The organism is Cutibacterium sp. KB22876, assembly GCF_059728865.1.
In genome coordinates, this window is the sequence record NZ_AP040858.1 from 457,480 (window position 1) to 476,601 (window position 19,122).

At 63.3% G+C, this 19,122-nt stretch carries 16 protein-coding genes and 2 pseudogenes; 9 read left to right on the forward strand and 9 right to left on the reverse strand.

All coding sequences use genetic code 11. The features are described 5' to 3' along the window. Positions 1-29: 29 nt before the first annotated feature. Complete coding sequence (locus AC6I1W_RS02145) at positions 30-2,111, forward strand: NAD(+) synthase (RefSeq protein ID WP_117189529.1); 2,082 nt, start codon at positions 30-32, stop codon at positions 2,109-2,111. Positions 2,112-2,276: 165 nt separating this feature from the next. Continuing rightward, a complete protein-coding gene (locus AC6I1W_RS02150; protein ID WP_171048654.1) occupies positions 2,277-4,523 on the forward strand; it encodes a 6-phosphofructokinase in 2,247 nt (748 codons plus the stop codon). Here the strand turns inward: AC6I1W_RS02150 and AC6I1W_RS02155 are convergent. The 5 genes from AC6I1W_RS02155 to AC6I1W_RS02175 form a co-directional block, all read right to left on the reverse strand. Next, positions 4,448-4,885: a lantibiotic dehydratase gene (locus tag AC6I1W_RS02155; RefSeq protein ID WP_065673092.1), complete on the reverse strand. Its 438-nt coding sequence runs from the start codon at positions 4,883-4,885 to the stop codon at positions 4,448-4,450. The two genes, AC6I1W_RS02150 and AC6I1W_RS02155, sit on opposite strands and share 76 nt — an antisense overlap. Before the next feature lie 219 nt (positions 4,886-5,104). Beyond that, positions 5,105-5,551, reverse strand: a complete 447-nt coding sequence (locus AC6I1W_RS02160) for an MFS transporter (RefSeq protein WP_138774618.1) — start codon at positions 5,549-5,551, stop codon at positions 5,105-5,107. 42 nt (positions 5,552-5,593) lie between these two features. Then, positions 5,594-6,247, reverse strand: a complete 654-nt coding sequence (locus tag AC6I1W_RS02165; RefSeq protein ID WP_065673090.1) for an MFS transporter — start codon at positions 6,245-6,247, stop codon at positions 5,594-5,596. Positions 6,248-6,329: 82 nt separating this feature from the next. Continuing rightward, positions 6,330-6,839, reverse strand: a complete 510-nt coding sequence (locus AC6I1W_RS02170; protein WP_016666486.1) for a GNAT family N-acetyltransferase — start codon at positions 6,837-6,839, stop codon at positions 6,330-6,332. A 564-nt stretch (positions 6,840-7,403) separates the two neighbouring features. Then, complete coding sequence (locus AC6I1W_RS02175) at positions 7,404-8,384, reverse strand: IS481 family transposase (protein ID WP_497743516.1); 981 nt, start codon at positions 8,382-8,384, stop codon at positions 7,404-7,406. 223 nt (positions 8,385-8,607) lie between these two features. Here AC6I1W_RS02175 and AC6I1W_RS02180 point away from each other — a divergent pair, with 223 nt between their 5' ends. Both AC6I1W_RS02180 and AC6I1W_RS02185 read left to right on the forward strand, forming a co-directional pair. Beyond that, complete coding sequence (locus AC6I1W_RS02180) at positions 8,608-8,772, forward strand: SOS response-associated peptidase family protein (protein ID WP_216362428.1); 165 nt, start codon at positions 8,608-8,610, stop codon at positions 8,770-8,772. After that, on the forward strand, positions 8,699-9,262 hold the full coding sequence (locus AC6I1W_RS02185; protein ID WP_270237519.1) for an SOS response-associated peptidase: 564 nt from the start codon (positions 8,699-8,701) through the stop codon (positions 9,260-9,262). Before AC6I1W_RS02180 ends, AC6I1W_RS02185 begins: the two co-directional genes overlap by 74 nt. 33 nt (positions 9,263-9,295) lie before the next feature. Here the strand turns inward: AC6I1W_RS02185 and AC6I1W_RS02190 are convergent, their stop codons facing one another. The 3 genes from AC6I1W_RS02190 to AC6I1W_RS02200 all read right to left on the reverse strand — a co-directional run bounded on the left by AC6I1W_RS02190 (position 9,296) and on the right by AC6I1W_RS02200 (position 11,158). After that, positions 9,296-10,036 (reverse strand): LolA-like protein, encoded by a 741-nt coding sequence (locus AC6I1W_RS02190; protein WP_270237520.1) that lies wholly within the window; start codon positions 10,034-10,036, stop codon positions 9,296-9,298. 112 nt (positions 10,037-10,148) lie between these two features. Then, on the reverse strand, positions 10,149-10,883 hold the full coding sequence (locus AC6I1W_RS02195; protein WP_497743517.1) for a hypothetical protein: 735 nt from the start codon (positions 10,881-10,883) through the stop codon (positions 10,149-10,151). A 149-nt stretch (positions 10,884-11,032) separates the two neighbouring features. Continuing rightward, positions 11,033-11,158: a hypothetical protein gene (locus AC6I1W_RS02200; protein ID WP_256998330.1), complete on the reverse strand. Its 126-nt coding sequence runs from the start codon at positions 11,156-11,158 to the stop codon at positions 11,033-11,035. Positions 11,159-11,448: 290 nt separating this feature from the next. On the opposite strand from AC6I1W_RS02200, the gene AC6I1W_RS02205 reads away from it, so the two are divergent. The 5 genes and pseudogenes from AC6I1W_RS02205 (at position 11,449) to AC6I1W_RS02225 (ending at position 17,851) form a co-directional block, all read left to right on the forward strand. After that, on the forward strand, positions 11,449-12,618 hold the full coding sequence (locus tag AC6I1W_RS02205) for a L,D-transpeptidase (protein ID WP_270237523.1): 1,170 nt from the start codon (positions 11,449-11,451) through the stop codon (positions 12,616-12,618). A 241-nt stretch (positions 12,619-12,859) separates the two neighbouring features. Then, positions 12,860-14,236: pseudogene (locus AC6I1W_RS02210) on the forward strand (SH3 domain-containing protein); the annotation flags it as partial. A 147-nt stretch (positions 14,237-14,383) separates the two neighbouring features. After that, a pseudogene (locus AC6I1W_RS02215) lies at positions 14,384-14,947 on the forward strand (septal ring lytic transglycosylase RlpA family protein); the annotation flags it as partial. A 304-nt stretch (positions 14,948-15,251) separates the two neighbouring features. After that, the gene (locus AC6I1W_RS02220; RefSeq protein ID WP_065673314.1) at positions 15,252-16,538 is read left to right on the forward strand and encodes a citrate synthase; all 1,287 of its coding nucleotides are present in this window, start codon (positions 15,252-15,254) and stop codon (positions 16,536-16,538) included. A gap of 287 nt (positions 16,539-16,825) precedes the next feature. After that, positions 16,826-17,851, forward strand: a complete 1,026-nt coding sequence (locus AC6I1W_RS02225; RefSeq protein WP_462553259.1) for an adenosine deaminase — start codon at positions 16,826-16,828, stop codon at positions 17,849-17,851. 66 nt (positions 17,852-17,917) lie between these two features. Here the strand turns inward: AC6I1W_RS02225 and ald are convergent, their stop codons facing one another. Further along, positions 17,918-19,030, reverse strand: a complete 1,113-nt coding sequence (ald, locus tag AC6I1W_RS02230; protein WP_117188390.1) for an alanine dehydrogenase — start codon at positions 19,028-19,030, stop codon at positions 17,918-17,920. Between the last annotated feature and the right edge of the window lie 92 nt (positions 19,031-19,122).

Genomic DNA, 19,122 nt, shown 5'->3' on the forward strand with positions numbered 1-19,122 from the left:
CGCACCCCAGGTTCTGCGAGACTGGCCCCATGAAGGGGAATTTCCACTCGGCATATGACCAAGGTTTCGCACGAGTCGCGGCGTGCACAACGACGGTGCACATCGGCGACCCTGCCTCGAACATGGCGGGAATTCTCGACACCTGCCGGGAGCTCAACTCTCGTGACGTGGCTATCGCCGTCTTCCCCGAGCTCTGCCTGACCGGCTACGCCATCGACGACCTGCTGCTTCAGGACGTCGTCCTCGATGCCGTGATCGACGCCATCGAGACCCTGCGTCAGGCCTCCCGCGACCTCTTCCCGGTCATCGTCGTCGGGGCTCCCTTGCAGAGGGGGAACCGGCTGTACAACTGCGCGGTCGTCGTCCACCGTGGCCAGGTGCTCGGTGTGGTGCCCAAGAATTACCTCCCCAACTACCGGGAGTTCTACGAAAAGCGTCACTTCGCGGCTGGTGCAGACACCAGCGGGACGATCGACCTGTCGGGGCGACAGAAATCTCACGTGGCCTCGACCGAGGTCCCCTTCGGACCCCACCAGCTCTTCCAGGCCTCAGACCTGCCGGACCTCACCTTCCATGTGGAAGTCTGCGAGGACCTGTGGGTTCCGGTGTCCCCGTCCTCCCAGGCCGCTCTCGCAGGCGCTGTCGTCGAGGTCAACCTCTCGGGTTCCCCGATCACCGTCGGAAAGTCCCGCCAGCGACACGAACTGTGCAAGGTGACGTCCTCGCGCAACCTTCAGGCCTACGTCTACGCGGCCGCCGGCCCCGGGGAGTCGAGCACCGACCTGTCCTGGGACGGCCAGGCGATGATCTACGAGAACGGCACCCTGTTGGCCGAGACCGACCGGTTCTCCCCCGAGCCCGGGTACTGCCTGGCTGACATCGACCTCGACCTGTTGCGTCAGGAGAGGATGCGGCAAGGGTCCTTCGACGACAACGCCCTGGCCCAGTCCGACGCTCGTGCCCACAACGAGGAATGGCGCACCAACACCTTCACCCTCGACCCGACCCATGACGACATCGGTCTCGAGCGGCCCGTCGACCGGTTCCCCTTCGTCCCGAACAAGCCAGACCAGCTCGCCCAGGACTGCTACGAGGCCTACAACATCCAGGTCTACGGCCTGCGTCGTCGCCTCGAGTCGATCGGAGCTCCCAAGGTCGTCATCGGCGTCTCGGGAGGCCTCGACTCCACCCATGCCCTGCTCGTCGCAGCCAAGGCGATGGACCAGATGGGCCGTCCCCGCACCGACATCCTCGCCTTCACGATGCCAGGGTTCGCCACCACCGACCACACCAAAAACAACGCCCTGGACCTGTGCCAGGCACTCGGCATTCCCTGCGAGGTGTTGGACATCCGGCCGGCAGCCACCCAGATGCTCAGGGGGATGGGGCACCCGGCCGGTGACGGGGCCGACGTCTATGACGTCACCTTCGAGAACGTCCAGGCTGGTCTGCGTTACGACTACCTCTTCCGCATCGCCAATCAGCGGGGCGGCATCGTGCTGGGCACCGGAGACTTGTCCGAGCTAGCCCTGGGGTGGTGCACCTTCGGCGTCGGCGACCAGATGAGCCACTACGGGGTCAACACCGGCGTGCCGAAGACCCTCATCCAACATCTCATCCGGTGGTGCATTTCGTCGGGCCAGTTCAACGAAGCCACCAATATCGTCCTGGAGTCCGTTCTGGGGACGGAAATCTCCCCCGAGCTCGTCCCGGCTCGCCCCGGGGAGAAGATCCAGTCCACCCAGGCGAAGATCGGCCCCTACGAGTTGCAGGACTTCACCCTCTACCACCTACTGCGCCACGGGATGCGTCCCAGCCGGATCGTCTTTCTGTCCCATCACGCCTGGCGCGACGCCTCGGTGGGGTCCTGGCCACCCGGGTTCCATGACGAGGACCGCCATTCCTATGACCTGTCGGCCATCAAGGACTGGACGCGGCTGTTCCTGCGTCGATTCGTCGGAAACCAGTTCAAGCGCTCCACCCTGCCCAACGGACCCAAGGTCGTCGCCGGTGGGTCCCTGAGCCCGCGCGGTGACTGGCGAATGCCGTCCGACGCCGTGGCCCGGGCATGGATGGACGACCTCGAGACGGTTCCCGACGAGCACTCCTGAATCCTGACGACCTGGGATGGTCAGCCCGAGGGTCCCCTCCCCACCGCAACACCGAACGCTCACCGCACCAGAGACGAAAATCCCCGACTCACCGTCCCCACCGTCACAGTTCACCCTCCGGCCACTCTGACGCGGCAATATTGAACTGTGCGTGTTGATGACGAATTGAGGCTTACCCCAACCCTCCCCGACGGTCGTGGGTTGCGCATCGGCATCCTGACCAGCGGTGGCGACGCCCAGGGAATGAATGCCGCTGTCCGCGCCGTGGTGCGCTCTGCATTGAGCGTGGGAGCCGAGGTCTATGCGATCTACGAGGGCTACCAAGGCATGATCGACGGAGGCGACGGCATCCGGAAGTTCGGATGGGATGACGTCGGTTCGATCCTCAACCGTGGCGGCACCGTGATCGGCACCTTCCGCTGCAAGGCAATGCGCGAACGCTCAGGTCGGCTGAAGGCCGTTCAGAACCTCTTGGAGCACGGAATTGATCGTCTCGTCGTCATCGGCGGCGATGGTTCGCTCACTGGTTTGGACGTGCTGCGCACCGAGTGGACCGATCTCGTCGCCGAACTCGTCGACACGGGTCGGGTGAGCCCCGAGGTAGCCCGCGAGCACCCCTCCCTCATGATCGCGGGACTCGTCGGTTCCATCGACAACGATCTCGTCGGATCCGACATGACCATCGGCGCGGACACGGCTCTGCACCGCATCGTCGATGCCATTGACGACCTCACCTCCACCGCCGCCAGCCACCAGCGATCCTTCGTCGTCGAGGTGATGGGTCGTCACTGCGGCTATCTCGCCCTCATGGCGGCAGTCGCCGGTGGCGCCGACTATGTGCTCATCCCGGAGCGCCCACCGGAAGACGGCTGGGAGGATCGGATGTGTGCCGAGCTCAAGCGCGGCCGACAGTCGGGGCGCCGGGACTCAATCGTCATCGTCGCTGAAGGAGCCACCGATCGCGCCGGTAACCGCATCACCTCCGAGTACGTCCGTCAGGTCCTCGAGGACAAGCTCGGGGAGGACGCCCGCGTCACCATCCTGGGCCACGTCCAGCGCGGCGGACGCCCCTCGGCCTACGACCGTTGGGCCTCCACCTGGCTCGGCTACCACGCCGTTCACGAGGTACTTTCGACGACCCCGGAGGCCGAGGGGCGCGTCATCGGAACCGGCGCTAACCGCATCCACCGTCTGCCCCTGGTCAAGGCCGTCGCCGACACCAAGTCGGTGCCCGGTCTCATCGAGCAGGGGCGTTACAACGAGGCCATGAGGATGAGGGGACGCTCCTTCGTCGAGATGGACGCCATCTTCACCGAGCTCAGCGAGCCCGCTCGCACCAAGACCGAGGGGGGCGAGGACGCCGACCGCAAGCGGATTGCGATCATGCACGCCGGCGGCCCTGCCCCGGGCATGAACACTGCTGCCCGCGCGGCCGTCCGGTTGGGTATTTCTCGTGGCCACACCGTCATCGGAATCCACAACGGATTCGTCGGCCTGGCTGCCGGGGACATGGCGGAACTGGCCTGGAGTGACGTCGAGGGCTGGGCCGGGGAAGGCGGTGCTGAGCTGGGCACCCGCCGCGAAACCCCGAGCACCCGTGACCTCTACGCCGTCAGCCGCGCACTGGAGGACAACCACATCGACGCCCTACTCGTCATCGGCGGATACTCGGCCTACGAGGGCATCCACACCATGACGACGGAACGGGACCGCTACCCCGCCTTCCGCATCCCGACGGTGTGCATCCCGGCCTCGATCGACAACAACCTCCCCGGTTCCGAGCTGTCCATCGGTGCCGACACCGCCCTCAACATCATCGTCGAGGCGATGGACAAGATCAAGGAGTCCGGCATCGCCTCGCGTCGGTGCTTCGTCGTCGAGACGATGGGGCGCGACTGCGGATACCTCGCCCTGATGTCCGGCATCGCCGCCGGTGCCGAGCGGATCTACACCAATGAGGACGGCATCTCCCTGGACGATCTGGCCAATGACGTCCACTGGTTGCGGGAGTCCTTCGCCCACGGACGGCGTCTATTCCTGGCCGTTCGCAACGAGAACGCCTCCCGCAACTACACCACCGACTTCATCGCTCGACTACTGGAGGAGGAATCCCACGGCATGTACGACGTGCGCCAAGTGGTGCTGGGGCACATGCAGCAAGGTGGGTCGCCCTCCCCCTTCGACCGGTTGCTGGCCAATCGTCTCGCGTATCGCGCTCTCAACCTCATTGACGACGAGTTGGCCGCCCACCAGGACGGGCCGTGGTTCATCGGTGTCAACGAGTCGGACATGCGCCCCAGCAAGATGGAGACGATGCCTTCCCTCGTCGACTCCGCTCACCGTCGTCCCCGCGAGCAGTGGTGGCTGACGATGTCACCGGTGGGACGAACGGTATCCGACGAGGTGCGCTGATCCCGGACACCTAGCTCGTCGACCGCCCACGACTCGAAGTAGATCTCACGCCGCCCCAGGGCAGGCTCTTGGGCCACGAAGGACGTGCGCGTCGACTGATCAATGGTACCCCAGCAAAGGGGGCCAAAGAAACCGATGGTGTCATTCTTGGCCACGTAGCGCGAGATATAGGCAAACAGTGCATCTGCCCGGCGCCGGTTCTTGCGGTTGTTGACCGGTTCGAGAGTTGTCAGGTTGTTCTGCAGGATGCCCGGGTTTTGCCACGCTAACGCCTCCCCGACAGGCGTCTCTCGACAAATTCGCGCAACCTGTTCGATGAACAGTTCGTCGAGGTCTTGAGCTCTGATGGAGGACTCGGCCACGTTAGCGGACGGTTTCCTGCGCAGAACATGCAACGTTGCCACCGGGAATCCAGCGCTGCGCAGCAGGCAGTCGCTCCGGTACTGCACACGCCGTGGAGCCGGAGGCGCTGACGTCGCTCCGGCCGAATTCGGGACTTCAGTGATCACGTCGGAACTCCGTCATGTGTTGCACCTTTCGGATCGGGGAGGCGAGGATCCAGAGAGCCGACAGGCAGGCAATCAAACCTGATGCGACCAAGGAACCTCGGATCCCGAGGAAAGCCATGGATGAGCCGGCGAGCAAGCTTCCCAGGGGGCCGTTCCCCACACGATCACACGACTGGAGGCGCTGATCCGACCTAGGATGTCCGGCGATGTGCTGGCCTGACGCAGCGTGAAGACAGTGATGTTGTATACGGTGACCGAAATCGACAAGACCGCTTGTAGAATCCCTCCCACGACGAGAGCAGTGCGCGGACTGAGTGACGCCAGCGCCGAGATACTGCATCCCGCGATGAGCGCCGGCATCCAGATGGCGGCACCAATCCCGATCCTTGCAACCAGCTTTTCGGCGAAGATGGCAGACAGCACAGAGCCAAGGCCGCCCATCGCGAGAATTGAGCCGACAATACCCTCACTGACACCAAGTTCTCGCAGCAGAAATAGATAGAACAGAGGCTGTAGCATTCCGTAGGCAAAGTTGAATGTTGCCGTACAGGCGATGGTGCTTCACAGCTCGCGTTGGTGCCAGAGCTCCCTGAATCCGACCTTAAGCTCCCGAAAGAGGCTCCGCTGCTCGGCGGCGGTTGCCGTGCCGGGGACCCTGGCGGCGTCGATCTTCCTGCAACCAATCAGCGGGGCGGCCGCCAAGAAGTAGCCGATGGACGTCACGCCAGCGGCGACGTGGCTACCTAACCATTGGATCATCGCTCCTGCGAGCGCAGGGGCCCCGATTTGGGTCGCCGAGTCCACGGCGTGCAGCTGGGAGTTGCGTGCCAGCAGCTCTTCCTCTGATGCGATGCTGGGGGTCAGCGCTTGAGCTGCGGTGTCGGCGAAGATGCCACACGCGCCCGCGATGACTCCAAGAGCGATAAGCATAGGAATGCTCACTACTTGAAAGAGCCCCCCTATCGGCAGCGCGAGGAACGCCACGGCGCGCAGCACGTTGGCGGTCGTGATGACGGATACTCGATTGTGACGATCGGCAACTACGCCCGCGAAGAGCCCGAAAAGGACCAATCCCGCGGACTCGGCCGCGGTCACGGCGCTCGCCTGCCATCCAGTTGCGCCAAGGGCGCCCACCGCGATGAGTGGCAGGGCAACGTCGGCCACCCCCTGCGAGAGCTCTCCGAGGCCGGAGGTTGCGGCTACCCGCCAAAACACACTTTTCGGAATTCTGGGTGTGGTAGTCATACATCTCTCTTCACTAGCTTACGGTCCGCCATGGATGGGATCGAGTGATGCTTCACCCGCCGAGCTTCATCTCGACGAAGTCGTATTCCCCGCCATTGGTCACCTGCTTGAAGTAGCGAATAACTTTGAACCCACTGGCCTCATACACCTTGATGCCCCGCAGATTAAATGACGCGACCGACAGGCGAATCTCCACGCCTGGGTATTCCTGGCGAATCCTCGCCAAATTGCACCTCATGAAGTTCCGCCCCAAACCGGCGCCGGTAAGGTCGGGGCGCATCCCTAGCCCAATCTCCAAACCATCGCCCCCTTCCGGAAAAGCTCCGGAAAGGAAACCGATAAGTTGACCGGCCTGCCGCACTTGAAGGAAGAATTCCGGCCACAGCTCGGGAGTAACGAATTCACGATAATCCCCGGGATCCGCCGTCATGTCATAGAAATCATAAGGAGGCGGGTATTTCCAATCATCCGCAATCTCTCGTGCGGTTGCCGCGTCCATAGGCATGTATACCAGGTCTTGATTGACCTGATCACGTACCACTAGGGGTGAACCTTGGCTCATTTTCTCTCCTGTGAGGGCGAAGGGAACAGATCCATCATGAGGCTAAGTGGGTGCAGGAAACAACGCTGATCGCTGCGTGGTCTCGCTGCAGCAAGACTTCGATATCGGCAGAACACGACCCGTCGGGGGACGGAGGGGATATGGATACCATCTCGGTGGCGAGGAGCCGGATCCAAGGAATCCGGGCATCAGCCTCCACCACCGAGAGGTGGACGACGGGCGTTTCGTCGGCCGCCCCGGTGGGGCTCGATCTTCGCAGCTGAGCCGATGCGACGTCGAAGCTCCAGTTCTCGACACGGTGGCGATCACCGCCCCCTGTAGCGGCCGGTAGGTCGCCACGCACATGCTTGACAACGGGCAACGTTCTCGCGTCATGTGCCTTGCCCCAGCGCTGCAAATGCTCGCGGAGCCGCTCGTACAACGCTTCTGGCGGACACGAGAACTCCAGCCGCCACCCGCCGGGAGCCACGGTTGCTCGGTCCGCCGATTGGGATGAGGACGAGGCCACGAGGGCGCTCCCGTCAGCAACCTGTGACGACGTCTCGCCAAACCCCGCACTGAGGTCTAGGTGTAATCGCCGGACAGGTTAGGTACGCGGTCGGCGGGTGATGTGCCTTTGAGCGCGGTGTGTCCGCGGTGGTGATTGTAGTGGTGCAGCCAGCCGGGGAGTTCGGCCAGGCGGTCGGTCTTGCTGGGGTAGGGCCGTGGGTAGGCCCACTCGGCGACCAGGGTCCTGGTGAACCGCTCGACCTTGCCGTTGGTCTTGGGCGTGTAGGGCCGGGTGTACTTGTGCGTGATGTGGGTGTCTTTGAGTGCCTTGTTGAAGGCTTTGGACCGGTAGCAGGAGCCGTGGTCGGTCAGGACCGGCTTGACGGTGATGGCCTGGCTGGCGAACCAGGCCTGGGCCCTGGTCCAGAACCCGGCGGCGGTGTCCTTGCGCTCATCGCTGAGGACCTCGACGTAGGCCAGGCGGGAGTGGTCGTCGACGGCGTTGTGGATGTAGTGATACCCACCCCCGCTGGCGGATCGGCCACGGTTGCGTACTCCTTGGGCGCGTCCGACCATGCGGTGGCCGCCGCCGTCGGGGATCCGGCCCAGCTTCTTGATGTCGACGTGGACCAGCCAACCGGGGGTGTCGTGTTCGTAGCGGACGGGTGTGGGCTGGGCGCGTAGCCGGGCGCCGGTGGCCTTGTCGATCCAGGTCAGGGGTGGGCATCCGTAGCGTTGCAGGATCTTGCCGACGGTCGAGACGCTGAGGTGCTGGTGGCGTAGGTGGTAGGCGATGCGTGCTGGGCCCCACTGGTGGGTGATGCGCAATCCCACCACCCGTCGTTGCGTGCGACGGCAGACCCGTCGGGGCTGGTGGTGGGGTCGGCTGGAGTGATCACGCATTCCGGCCGGCCCGTGGGCGCGGTAGCGTTGGGCCGTGGTGACGCTGACGTTGAAGCATTCGGCGGCCCGACGCAGGGGCCAGCCATCCTCGACGATGCAGCAGGCCAGGCACAAACGTCCAGTTTCGGACAACGGGGCATTACGATGGGTCATGAGGGCCTCTTGGGAGTCGTGCTTTGTGTGGTAGCAACACACTCCACCCAGAGGCCCTCGCCCGTGTCCAGCCACAGCTGTCTCTAACCAGCCCGATGTACCTAACCTGTGTGGTGGTTACACCTAGCCAGGGTCATTACGCGACTCTTCCTCGTGATGCGCAGGTCCGACCAGCCGTGACCGTGGCAATCTGGTTCACATGTGTGGACGTTTCAGTCTCGGGATGGACGGCGACCAGGTCGCGCGCCTCTATGGCAGTGACCTCGCCATCCCTTGGCAGCCGCGGTACTCCATCGCCCCGTCGACGATCGTCCTTGTCCTCCACCAGGAGGACGACACCCGGGTCCTCGCCCCCCGCGAGGTGGGGGTTCCGGCCTGGCTGGGCTAGGAATCCAGGACCCAGCCCCATCAACGCACGCCTCGAGACCATCGCCACCAATGGGATGTTTCGTACCGCGATGGCCTCCCAGCGCTGCGTCGTTCCCATGACGGGGTATTTCGAGTGGACCGGGGAGCGCGGTGACAAAATTCCCCACTACATACATGGGTCCGGACTCCTGAGTGCAGCAGCCATCGCCGCGACGCGAAAAATCGACGCCGGCTTTGAGACGACGGTGGCGATCATCACCGCTCCCTCCCGTGACGCCGCTGGCCAGGTCCACAATCGGATGCCGGTCTTCCTCACCGACAATGACCTCGACGAATGGCTCGATCCTGCCTGCCTCGACGCGGCCCAGGCACGGGGACTGGCCGCCCACATCAGCAAGGCACGTGACTTGATCGCGAACGAACTGAAGGTCGACCGGGTCGATCGTCGCGTCAACTCGGTGAGCAGGATCGACCCGGCCGACCCTTGTCTGATCGAACCGGTGGCCTGACGATTATCGTCAGGGGAAATCGGGAAGCAGCACTCAGGCGACCTTCGGCATCTCCACCTTCTCGTTGTACTTGGAGAAGGTGGCATCAACAGCCATGTCCCCGCCCTGCCCTGACGGCATCGACATCTTGATGCCCTTGAACCGCTTGGCATCGTCGAGCCAATAGGTGACCTTGCCAGTGGTCTTCTTCTGGCCAATGCTCGACGACGCGCTCGGGGTGGCACCACCGGAGGACGCCGGAACGGTGGCGTCGTAACGATGGCCTCGGGATTCCTTGCCGACGTAAGTCAGGTTGTCGATCCCCTGGGTGAATCCAACCGCCATGTCGCCGGGATCGTTCTTCTTGCTCTTGGTCTGAGAGGGAGTCTTCTGCCATTTCGACCCCTGTTTGGTGTACGTCTGATCGTCAATGATCACCTGCTCGAGGGTCCCGCTCGACTCAGGGGTGGTCGTGACCATGTGAGCCTTGGGCTTGGAAGAATCCGTGCCGTCGTAGTCCGTGGTGGCCTTCATATTCATCTTCTGGCCATTCATCGAGCCGTCCAGAGAGGTCTCCATGCGGTAGGTCTTCACCGTCGCCATGGAGGTCTTGACCTCCTTGATGAACCTCGCCTTGTCGACCTTCCCCTTCTTGGACAGCGGGTCAGCTGCTGCGGAGCTGGTGTGACTGTCATCAGCCTTTGATCCACCATCACACGCAGTCAGAGACAAGCTCGTCGTTGCAACCAGGGCCAGGGCAGCAACCTTCAACGGGGTACCTGAAAACACTCGCATGCATTTGTCCGGCTGGGGGTGTGCCGGCCTTCCCACCCTCGATGTTAGGCGCTCCCTGGCGCAACTGGGTCGTCCCACCCTGACGGTAGGACGACCCAGAATCACTGATTCTTCATGAAACCTTGGGAATCCTGACGGGCTCCGCGAACTTCGACAGGGTCATGTCCATCGTGACGCCAGCCCCTTCGGCGCCCGTCGACATCTTCATCCCGACGACCCGCTTGGCATCGTCGAGCCAGTACGTCGTTTTCACCTTCTGATTCATGGTGGCGGCCGCCTCTCTCCCGCCCATCCTGGCCGGATCGAGCACGACGTCGAACCGATGCCCGCGGGGATCTTCACCCACATAGGTCACGGACTCCATCGCATTGGTGGACTCGCGGACGGTCTTCGCGACATCGGCCTGGCCCATACCGACACCAGTCTTGGAGCTCTTGACCCACTTCGATCCGCTCCTCTGGTAGACGTCCTTGCCCAGGATGACAACGTCTGCATCCTTCCCCTCATCGGGAGCAGACACAAGGACATGCGCCTTCGGAGCCGACTGATCATGGCCGTCGTAGTCGGAGGACAGCTTCATGGTGTGCTTCTCACCAGACATTGCGACACCCATGGAGCCTTCCATGTGGTACGTCCTCATCTTCTTTAAACCTTCGGTGAGATCATGAGAAAAATCATCCCTGTTGACTTTTCCCTTCGTGAAGATCGGATCCGGTGCAGGAGTAGGGGTTGCACTGGTGGCGACGCTTGTTGCCTTGTCGGCAGCCTTGGAAGGGTCGGAATTCCCACCACAGGCGGTCAAGGACAGACTGGCCGCAGCGATCGTAATGACAACAGCGGCCTTCACGGGATTACCTGAAAGAAATCGCATCTTCACATTCCGGCTAGGAGGGTGCCGGCCTTCCTGTCTGCATACTAGCTACGGGAATGTGTCGTGGCGAGATCCGTTCTCACTTCATTGCAACCGCACAGACAAGCTCCAACTGCCACCACGAATCACCGAGCCATGGCCCACGCCCACAGCCCGAGGATCGTCATGCCAATGATCGTCACGATGACGACGATCAGCCAGGTCAGCCAGTCGGGGCGCTGGCGGGGCGGGGTCGGGTCGCAGTCAGACATGAGATGCCTCCAGGTCAGTTTCACACGGTGATGTTCATGCAAGGGTATCTGGAGGCCATGACTGCCCCTCGTGAAAGGACCGTCCGAGGCTGATCAGCGGGCAGTGAACGTTCCCGTTTCGGCCCAGTTGACGTTTGGGGAGTCGCCGGTCCGGCGCTGTACGATATATCCCGTTCGTCTTCCCATCGAAATGGACCATGGCTCTCATTTCGCACACAAAACATGGAGGTACTGTGCCGTCGAGACTGACCCGGCGTTCGGTTCTGGCCACAGGTGCCGTGACTTTGCCAATGACCGTTGCAGCTTGCGCCAAGACGCCCTTGGACGAGGACGGTTCTGGTTCCGGCGGCAACGCCGGTGGGTCGTCCGCGACCCCGACGCCTACCCCGACCCCGACCCCAGCAGCTCTGACGATCACGTCGGACCACCCGATCACCGAGCTGCAGCCGGGCGACGCCCTGAAGTTCGCCGTCGCCAATGGCACCCTCAAGGACGTCAAGGTCACCGATAAGGACGACGACGAGGTGAAGGGAACCCTCAAGAACGGAATGTGGACTCCAGAGGAACCCTGGAGCCTCAACACCCATTACACCGTAACGGCGACCCTGACGAACACGGATTCCCATGCCGGACCGACGACAACCGTCACCAAGAAGGTCAAGAGCCTCGACGGCGACATCAACGTCGCCGAGATGCTCTACAAGGATGCCGCCGTCGGCGTCGGCATGCCTGTCATCATCAAGTTCCGCAAGGATGTCATTGACGCCGGCATGCGCGCCAAGATCCAGAAGGCGATGGAGATCGACGTCTCCCCCAAACAGGAGGGGTCGTGGGGGTGGCTTGACCAGTCCCAGCTCATGTGGCGCCCCAAGGACTTCTGGAAGGCCGGCACGAAGGTCAGCGTGCGCGGCAAGCTCAAGGGACTGCCCACGTCGAGCCATCGCTGGATCACCCGCAACGTCGAGGGTTCCTTCCGCGTCGGCGATTCCCGCATCCTGAAGATCTACATCAACAAACACAGGATGGACGTCGTCGTCAACGGCAAGGTTGCACGTTCCATCCCGGTGACGACGGGCAGGCCCGGCGGGAACACGACCACCCGATCTGGCACCAAGGTCATCATCGAGCGTGATCGCACCAGGATCATGGACTCCTCGACGGTCGGCTTCCCCAAAGGAAGTTCGGATTATTACCACCTCAAGGTGAAGTACGCCATGCGTCTCACCTACACCGGTGAGTTCATTCACGCCGCCCCATGGTCCGCAGGTTCTCTGGGTAGTGCCAATGTCTCGCATGGCTGCGTCGGAATGTCCACCGAGAACGCCAAGTGGCTTTTCAATCTCTGCGCGGCCGGGGATCCCGTCATCTGCACCGGATCCAACCGCCAGCTCAAGCCTCGCGAGGGCATCGGCTGCTGGTGCTACGACTGGAAGGGCTGGCAGAAGCTCAGCGCACTCTGAGTCGATTCCTCGATACATGGTGAAACCCTCTACCTCGATACAAGGTAGAGGGTTTCACCATGTCAGGGGGTCCTCACTCCTTGACGCCGTCTTTTGGCTTTACAGCGCGGTTCGCTACGTCAACCAGAGCACCTTGACGGCGGTTGCCGCGACACGCTCGAACCCTCAATGTCTTTGAGTCCATCGGTCGGCAATTCCTAATGTCCCACCCATCCCGGAAACGCCGGGATCGAAAGCCCCGATGCCTTCATTGGCGAGAGGAAGTCACACCGTGATCCGCCCCAAGCGCTCAGTCCGAGGTGCTGCCGCCACCATCGCCCTCACCTCCGGTATCAGCGTTGTTGCACCCGCCGTCATCGGTGCGGTCGCACACGCAGCTAACACGCAGACGATGTACGCGACAACGGATGTCAACGTGCGCTCTGCATCCTCCAACTCCGGCAAGGTGCTCACCGTCGTGGCCCGTGGCCAGTCGGTGCAGGTTACCGGCGAGAAGGTGCGCGGGTGGATCCCCGTCGCCGTGAACGGAACCACCGGCTGGATTTACCAGCGCTTCCTCACTGCGGAGAACGTCCGCCCGGCTCATTTGGGCTCCGACCCGCTCCCCGACACCATGGTCGCGACCGTCCCGGTCAACGTTCGTGACGACTCCGCCAATGCCGGCAAGGTTCTCACCGTTGCCGAGCGTGGTCAGGAGGTTCAGGTCACAGGTCGTCCTGACGGCGGCTGGCTCCCTGTCTCCGTCAATGGCAAGTCGGGTTGGATCTACGGTCGTTACCTCACCACCGGCAAGTCAGCCCCCGCTCCAGCCAAGCCGAACACCGACACCAAGGGCGACTCGTCCACCAGCCGTGACACGAACCGTCCGGCCCTCGACAACGCTGCCACCCGCACCACCAGCGGCGTCAACGTGCGCACGGCTCCGTCTCCGTCCGGGCAGGTCATTGACCAGCTGGCTGACGGCGCCAGCGTCGAGGTCACCGGCGAGGCTCACGGGAACTGGGTGCAGGTTCGCGCCGGCCACCGCACTGGTTGGGTCTACCGCACCCACCTGAGCGGCAAGGTGCCCGCCGCCCAGCCCATCAAGCACGCCGAACCCATCAAGCACGCCGAACCCGTCAAGCACTCCAAGCCCGCCAAGTCCACCAAGCATGCCAAGGACGGCGCCTCCACCCACACCACCAGCGGCGTCAACGTGCGCACCGCCCCCACCCCCAAGGCCAGCATCGTCACCTCCCTGGCCGAAGGAACCGGCGTCAAGGTCACCGGCGACGCCCGCGGCAACTGGGTCGAGGTCCGCGCCAACGGCCACACCGGTTGGGTCTACCGCACCCACCTGAGCGGCAAGGTGCCCGCCGCCCAGCCCATCAAGCACGCCGAACCCATCAAGCACGCCGAACCCGTCAAGCACTCCAAGCCCGCCAAGTCCACCAAGCATGCCAAGGACGGCGCCTCCACCCACACCACCAGCGGCGTCAACGTGCGCACCGCCCCCACCCCCAAGGCCAGCATCGTCACCTCCCTGGCCGAAGGAACCGGCGTCAAGGTCACCGGCGACGCCCGCGGCAACTGGGTCGAGGTCCGCGCCAACGGCCACACCGGTTGGGTCTACCGCACCCACCTGAGCGGCAAGGTGCCCGCCGCCCAGCCCATCAAGCACGCCGAACCCATCAAGCACGCCGAACCCGTCAAGCACTCCAAGCCCGCCAAGTCCACCAAGCATGCCAAGGACGGCGCCTCCACCCACACCACCAGCGGCGTCAACGTGCGCACCGCCCCCACCCCCAAGGCCAGCATCGTCACCTCCCTGGCCGAAGGAACCGGCGTCAAGGTCACCGGCGACGCCCGCGGCAACTGGGTCGAGGTCCGCGCCAACGGCCACACCGGTTGGGTCTACCGCACCCACCTGAGCGGCAAGGTGCCCGCCGCCCAGCCCATCAAGCACGCCGAACCCGTCAAGCACAAGGGTGGAGACACCAGCCGCGACACGACCCGTCCCTCGCGTCACCACGCCAAGGACGGTGACTCGAACAAGGGTTCGGGTCGCGCCGATGCACGCTGCGTCGCCTCGTTCTACGACGAGCCGCAGTCGACCGCCTCGGGCGAGCAGTTCAACCCGAACGCCATGACCGCCGCTCACAAGTCCCTGAGCCTGGGTACTCACATCCGCGTCACCAACGTCCGTAACGGTCGCTCGGTGGTCGTCCGGATCAACGACCGTGGCCCGTACGTCGCCGGTCGCTGCGTCGACCTTTCACGTGCCTCCTTCGCCGAGATCGCCGATCTCGGACAGGGAACGACCCCGATCACGTACACCGTCCTCGACTGATGACGAGGGACTGAGCCCAACTCCTCGTGGGGGTGGCTCGCCGATGGGCGGGCCACCCCGACGCGCGTCTCGTCAGCCGGGGGTCCGTCGGGCCGGTGTCGAAAACTGTCACCCGACCCGGGGAACCCTCAACCATGCCGACCAATATGCCGGTTTCTTGGTGATTTGCACCGGCGAGCCGTAGCCTTGGCTGTGCCATAGTTCACACCGTGGTGACGCTCGGGAACGAACCCGTAGTGCCACCCGTCCACGTATACCCGGCCACCGGTGATGTCCGGACGCGGCCGCCAGGAAGGATCGCACGATGGGTTCGAGTGCAAGGTTTGTCGACGAAGACACCCAACTCGATTTCGGCAAGGTTGTCGCCACTGACGGCCAGGTGGGTTACGACATCGGGGGTCTGCTCAACAAGACCGGCAACGTCATGATCGACCCCGGATTCGTCAACACGGCGTCCTGCGAGTCTCAAATCACCTACATCGACGGCGAGAAGGGCATTCTGCGCTATCGCGGCTACCCCATTGAGCAACTCGCCGAGCAGTCCACCTTCCTCGAGACCGCTTACCTCGTTCTCTACGGCGAACTGCCGAGCAAGGCCCAGCTGGAGGGATTCGAGGAACGAATTCGCCGCACTACCCTCATCGATGAGCGAATGCGAGACCTGTTCCGTTGCTTCCCTCGTCGCTCCCACCCAATGCCCGTGCTCGCCGCCGGCATCATGGCTCTGTCGACCTTCTCCCAGAAGTCGTCGGGAACTGATCCCGATCAGATTGAGGCTGCAACCACCCGTCTGATCGCCAAGGCCCCGACCCTGGCTGCTTTCGGTTACAAGAACTCGATGGGCCAGCCGACCCTGTACCCAGACAACTCGCTGAGCTACGTCCAGAACTTCATTCGAATGAGCTTCGGCTTCCCGACCGAGCCGTACGAGTTCAACGACGAGATCACCAGGGCTCTGGAGACTCTCCTCATCCTGCACGTCGATCACGAGCAGAACTGTTCGACCTCGACCGTTCGCATGGTCGCCTCGTCGGGTGCGAACATGTACGCCGCAGTGGCCGCCGGCGTCAATGCGCTGTCCGGCCCGAAGCACGGTGGCGCAAACCAGGCCGTCCTCGAGATGCTGCAGTACATCCGTGACTCCGACATGACGACCAAGGAGTTCGTCCGCAGGGTCAAGGACAAGGAGTCCGACATCAAGCTGATGGGCTTCGGCCACCGTATTTACAAGAATTACGATCCGCGAGCCGCCATCATCAAGAAGCATGCCGATCGCATCATGGAGCTCCACACCGGTCGCGAGGACCTCCTCGAGATCGCCAAGGAACTCGAGGAGACCGCTCTGAGCGACGACTACTTCAAGGAACGCAAGCTCTACCCGAACGTCGACTTCTACACCGGTCTCATCTACGAGGCGATGGGCTTCCCGATGAACATGTTCACGGTGCTCTTCGCCCTGGGTCGTCTGCCTGGCTGGATTGCCCAGTACCGCGAGCAGGTGGCCACCGGCGGAAACAAGATCTGGCGTCCGCGTCAGATCTTCACCGGAGCTGACCTGCGCGACTACGTACCGCTGGATCAGCGCGCCTGAGTGTGCAAATGGCCCCGGGCCTTCGGCTCCCGGGGCCATTTCATGACTGATACTCCGGCAAGCGGCAACCCTTGGAGCGTTGCCCGGCACCGGCACCCACCCGGACCACCAGTTTCCTCCGCCAGGCTGACGCCACTCCCCACCTCCCATGACGATTTTCGTCAGTTCCCCGAGCCGCGCGTCATTCCAGAGCCAGGACCACCCCTGTGACGGGGAATTTCGCGCATCAGCTCTGGGATTGCCGAAGGCGACTTCGGAACGGAAGCACCGTCGATAGACTCCGGCGCATGGATTCGGCTGAAGCGATGAGTCTCCCCAAGGTCGTGTTGCACGATCATCTCGACGGCGGGTTACGTCCGGCGACAGTTCTGGACCTCGCTGCCGAGCGCGGCCGACCCGTTCCTGCCAACACTCCCGAGGGGCTTGCCGAATGGTTCCTCGAGGCCGCTGACTCCGGTTCCCTGGCCAGATACCTCGACACTTTCACCGAAACCGTCGCCCTCATGCAAGATGCCCACTCTTTGCGCCGCATAGCGCGAGAATTCGTCGAGGACATGGCGGCCGACGGAGTCGTGTACGCCGAGACTCGATGGGCTCCCCAGCAGCATCTCGAAGATGGTCTGACCGCAGCGGACGCCACCGAGGCAGTCCAAGCCGGCCTCCTGGAGGGGATGGAGTCCGCCTCCAGGTCGGGCAAAACCATCATCGCACGACAGATCCTGTGCCTCATGAGACAGCTCGACGTCCCGGAAGACGTCGTCGACCTCGCCGTCAACCATGCTCCGGGGGTCGTGGGGGTCGACATTGCTGGCCCTGAGGACGGTTTCCCCCTGGCCCCGTTCACCGATGCCTTGAAGCGCGTCCAGGCAGCCGGAATCCACCTCACCGTCCATGCCGGCGAGGCCGCTGGCCCGGAGTCGGTTCGCGACGCCCTCGACCACGGGGCAGAGCGTCTCGGTCACGGAATGCGCATCGTTGAGGACCGCGACGCATCCGGCTGGGGTCCGACAGCCCAACGGGTGCTGTCCCACCGGGTGCCGTTGGAGGTCTGCCCGTCGTCCAACACCCAGACCGGCATCTGTCGCAGGATTGCCGATCATCCGCTGTCGGTGCTGTGGCCGGCAGGGTTCAATCTCACCCTGAGCTGCGACAACCGCCTCATGAGCCGTACGACGACGTCCCGGGAACTGTCACTGGCGTCCCGGGTCCTCAACTGGAATCGCGACGATGCTCTCTCGGTGCAGCGCAGTGCCCTGCAGGCGGCCTTCTGCACCTCGGCCGATAAGAAGTCCCTCGCACCCCTGCTGGTGTGAGACTCGCGTCTGGACATGGTCATGGGGCGGTATCTCTGAGATACCGCCCCATGACCATTCAGCACCTCAGAGAAGTTCGGAGATGCAGGAGACGTCCATGTCAAGAGCTTTCCCTACGCCAGCGGTGTAGAGCCTGCCGTCATGAGTCGTCAGGCCACGAGCCAGCTCCTTGCGCTTCTTGCAGGCATCCTTCCAACCTTCCTCGGCGATGAGGACCGCGTAACGCATGGTGGCGTTGGTCAGTGCGTAAGTCGAGGTGTGCGGGACAGCACCCGGCATGTTGGCGACGCAGTAGAACACCGAGTCGTGGACCTTGAAGGTCGGCTCGGCATGGGTCGTCGGGTGGGAATCCTCGAAGCAGCCGCCCTGGTCGATGGCGATGTCGACGAGCACCGAGCCCGGCATCATCTGCGAGACGGTCTCGTTGTCGACCAGGTGCGGGGTACGAGCGCCAGGGACCAGCACGGATCCGATGACCAGATCCGACTCCTTGCAGGCTTCCTTGACGGCCAGCGGGCTGGAGAACTTGGTGCGGATACGTCCGCCCGTCACCTCGTCGATGTAGCGCATGCGGGCGACGTTGACGTCATAAATGGTGACGTCGGCGCCCATGCCGTCAGCAACGCGAGCAGCGCAGAATCCGGCAACGCCACCGCCGAGCACCGTCACTCGACCGTTGCGGACACCGGAGCCACCGCCGATGAGCACGCCATTTCCGCCGGCAGGTTGCATGAGACAGTTCGCACCAACCTGGGCTGCGAGTCGGCCGGCAATTTCCGACATCGGGGACAGCAACGGCAGAGAGTGATCGTCCATCTCGACGGTCTCGTAGGCGATCGAGGTGACCTTGCGCTTCAAGAGCTCCTCGGTGAGCGGACGATCCGCAGCCAGATGCAGGTAGGTGAAGAGGGTCAACCCCTCATGCATACGGTGATACTCGTCCTCGATGGGCTCCTTCACTTTCAGGATGAGCTCAGCGTCGTCCCACACCTTGTCGACGTCGTCGATGATCTTTGCGCCAGCGTCTTCGTACTCGTCGTCCGGGATCCCCGAACCCAAGCCTGCGCCAGCCTGCACCAACACCTCATGCCCATGACTCGCCAACGAATGGACGCCCGCGGGCGTAATGGCTACGCGGAACTCATTGTTCTTGACCTCTGTGGGAATACCAACACGCATACCTTCTGCTCCTTTGCAGTCATCGCCGAGAGGATCCTCGGGGGATCAGCACCGGTGCCGATCCATAACCGATCATACGCGTCTTCTCATGG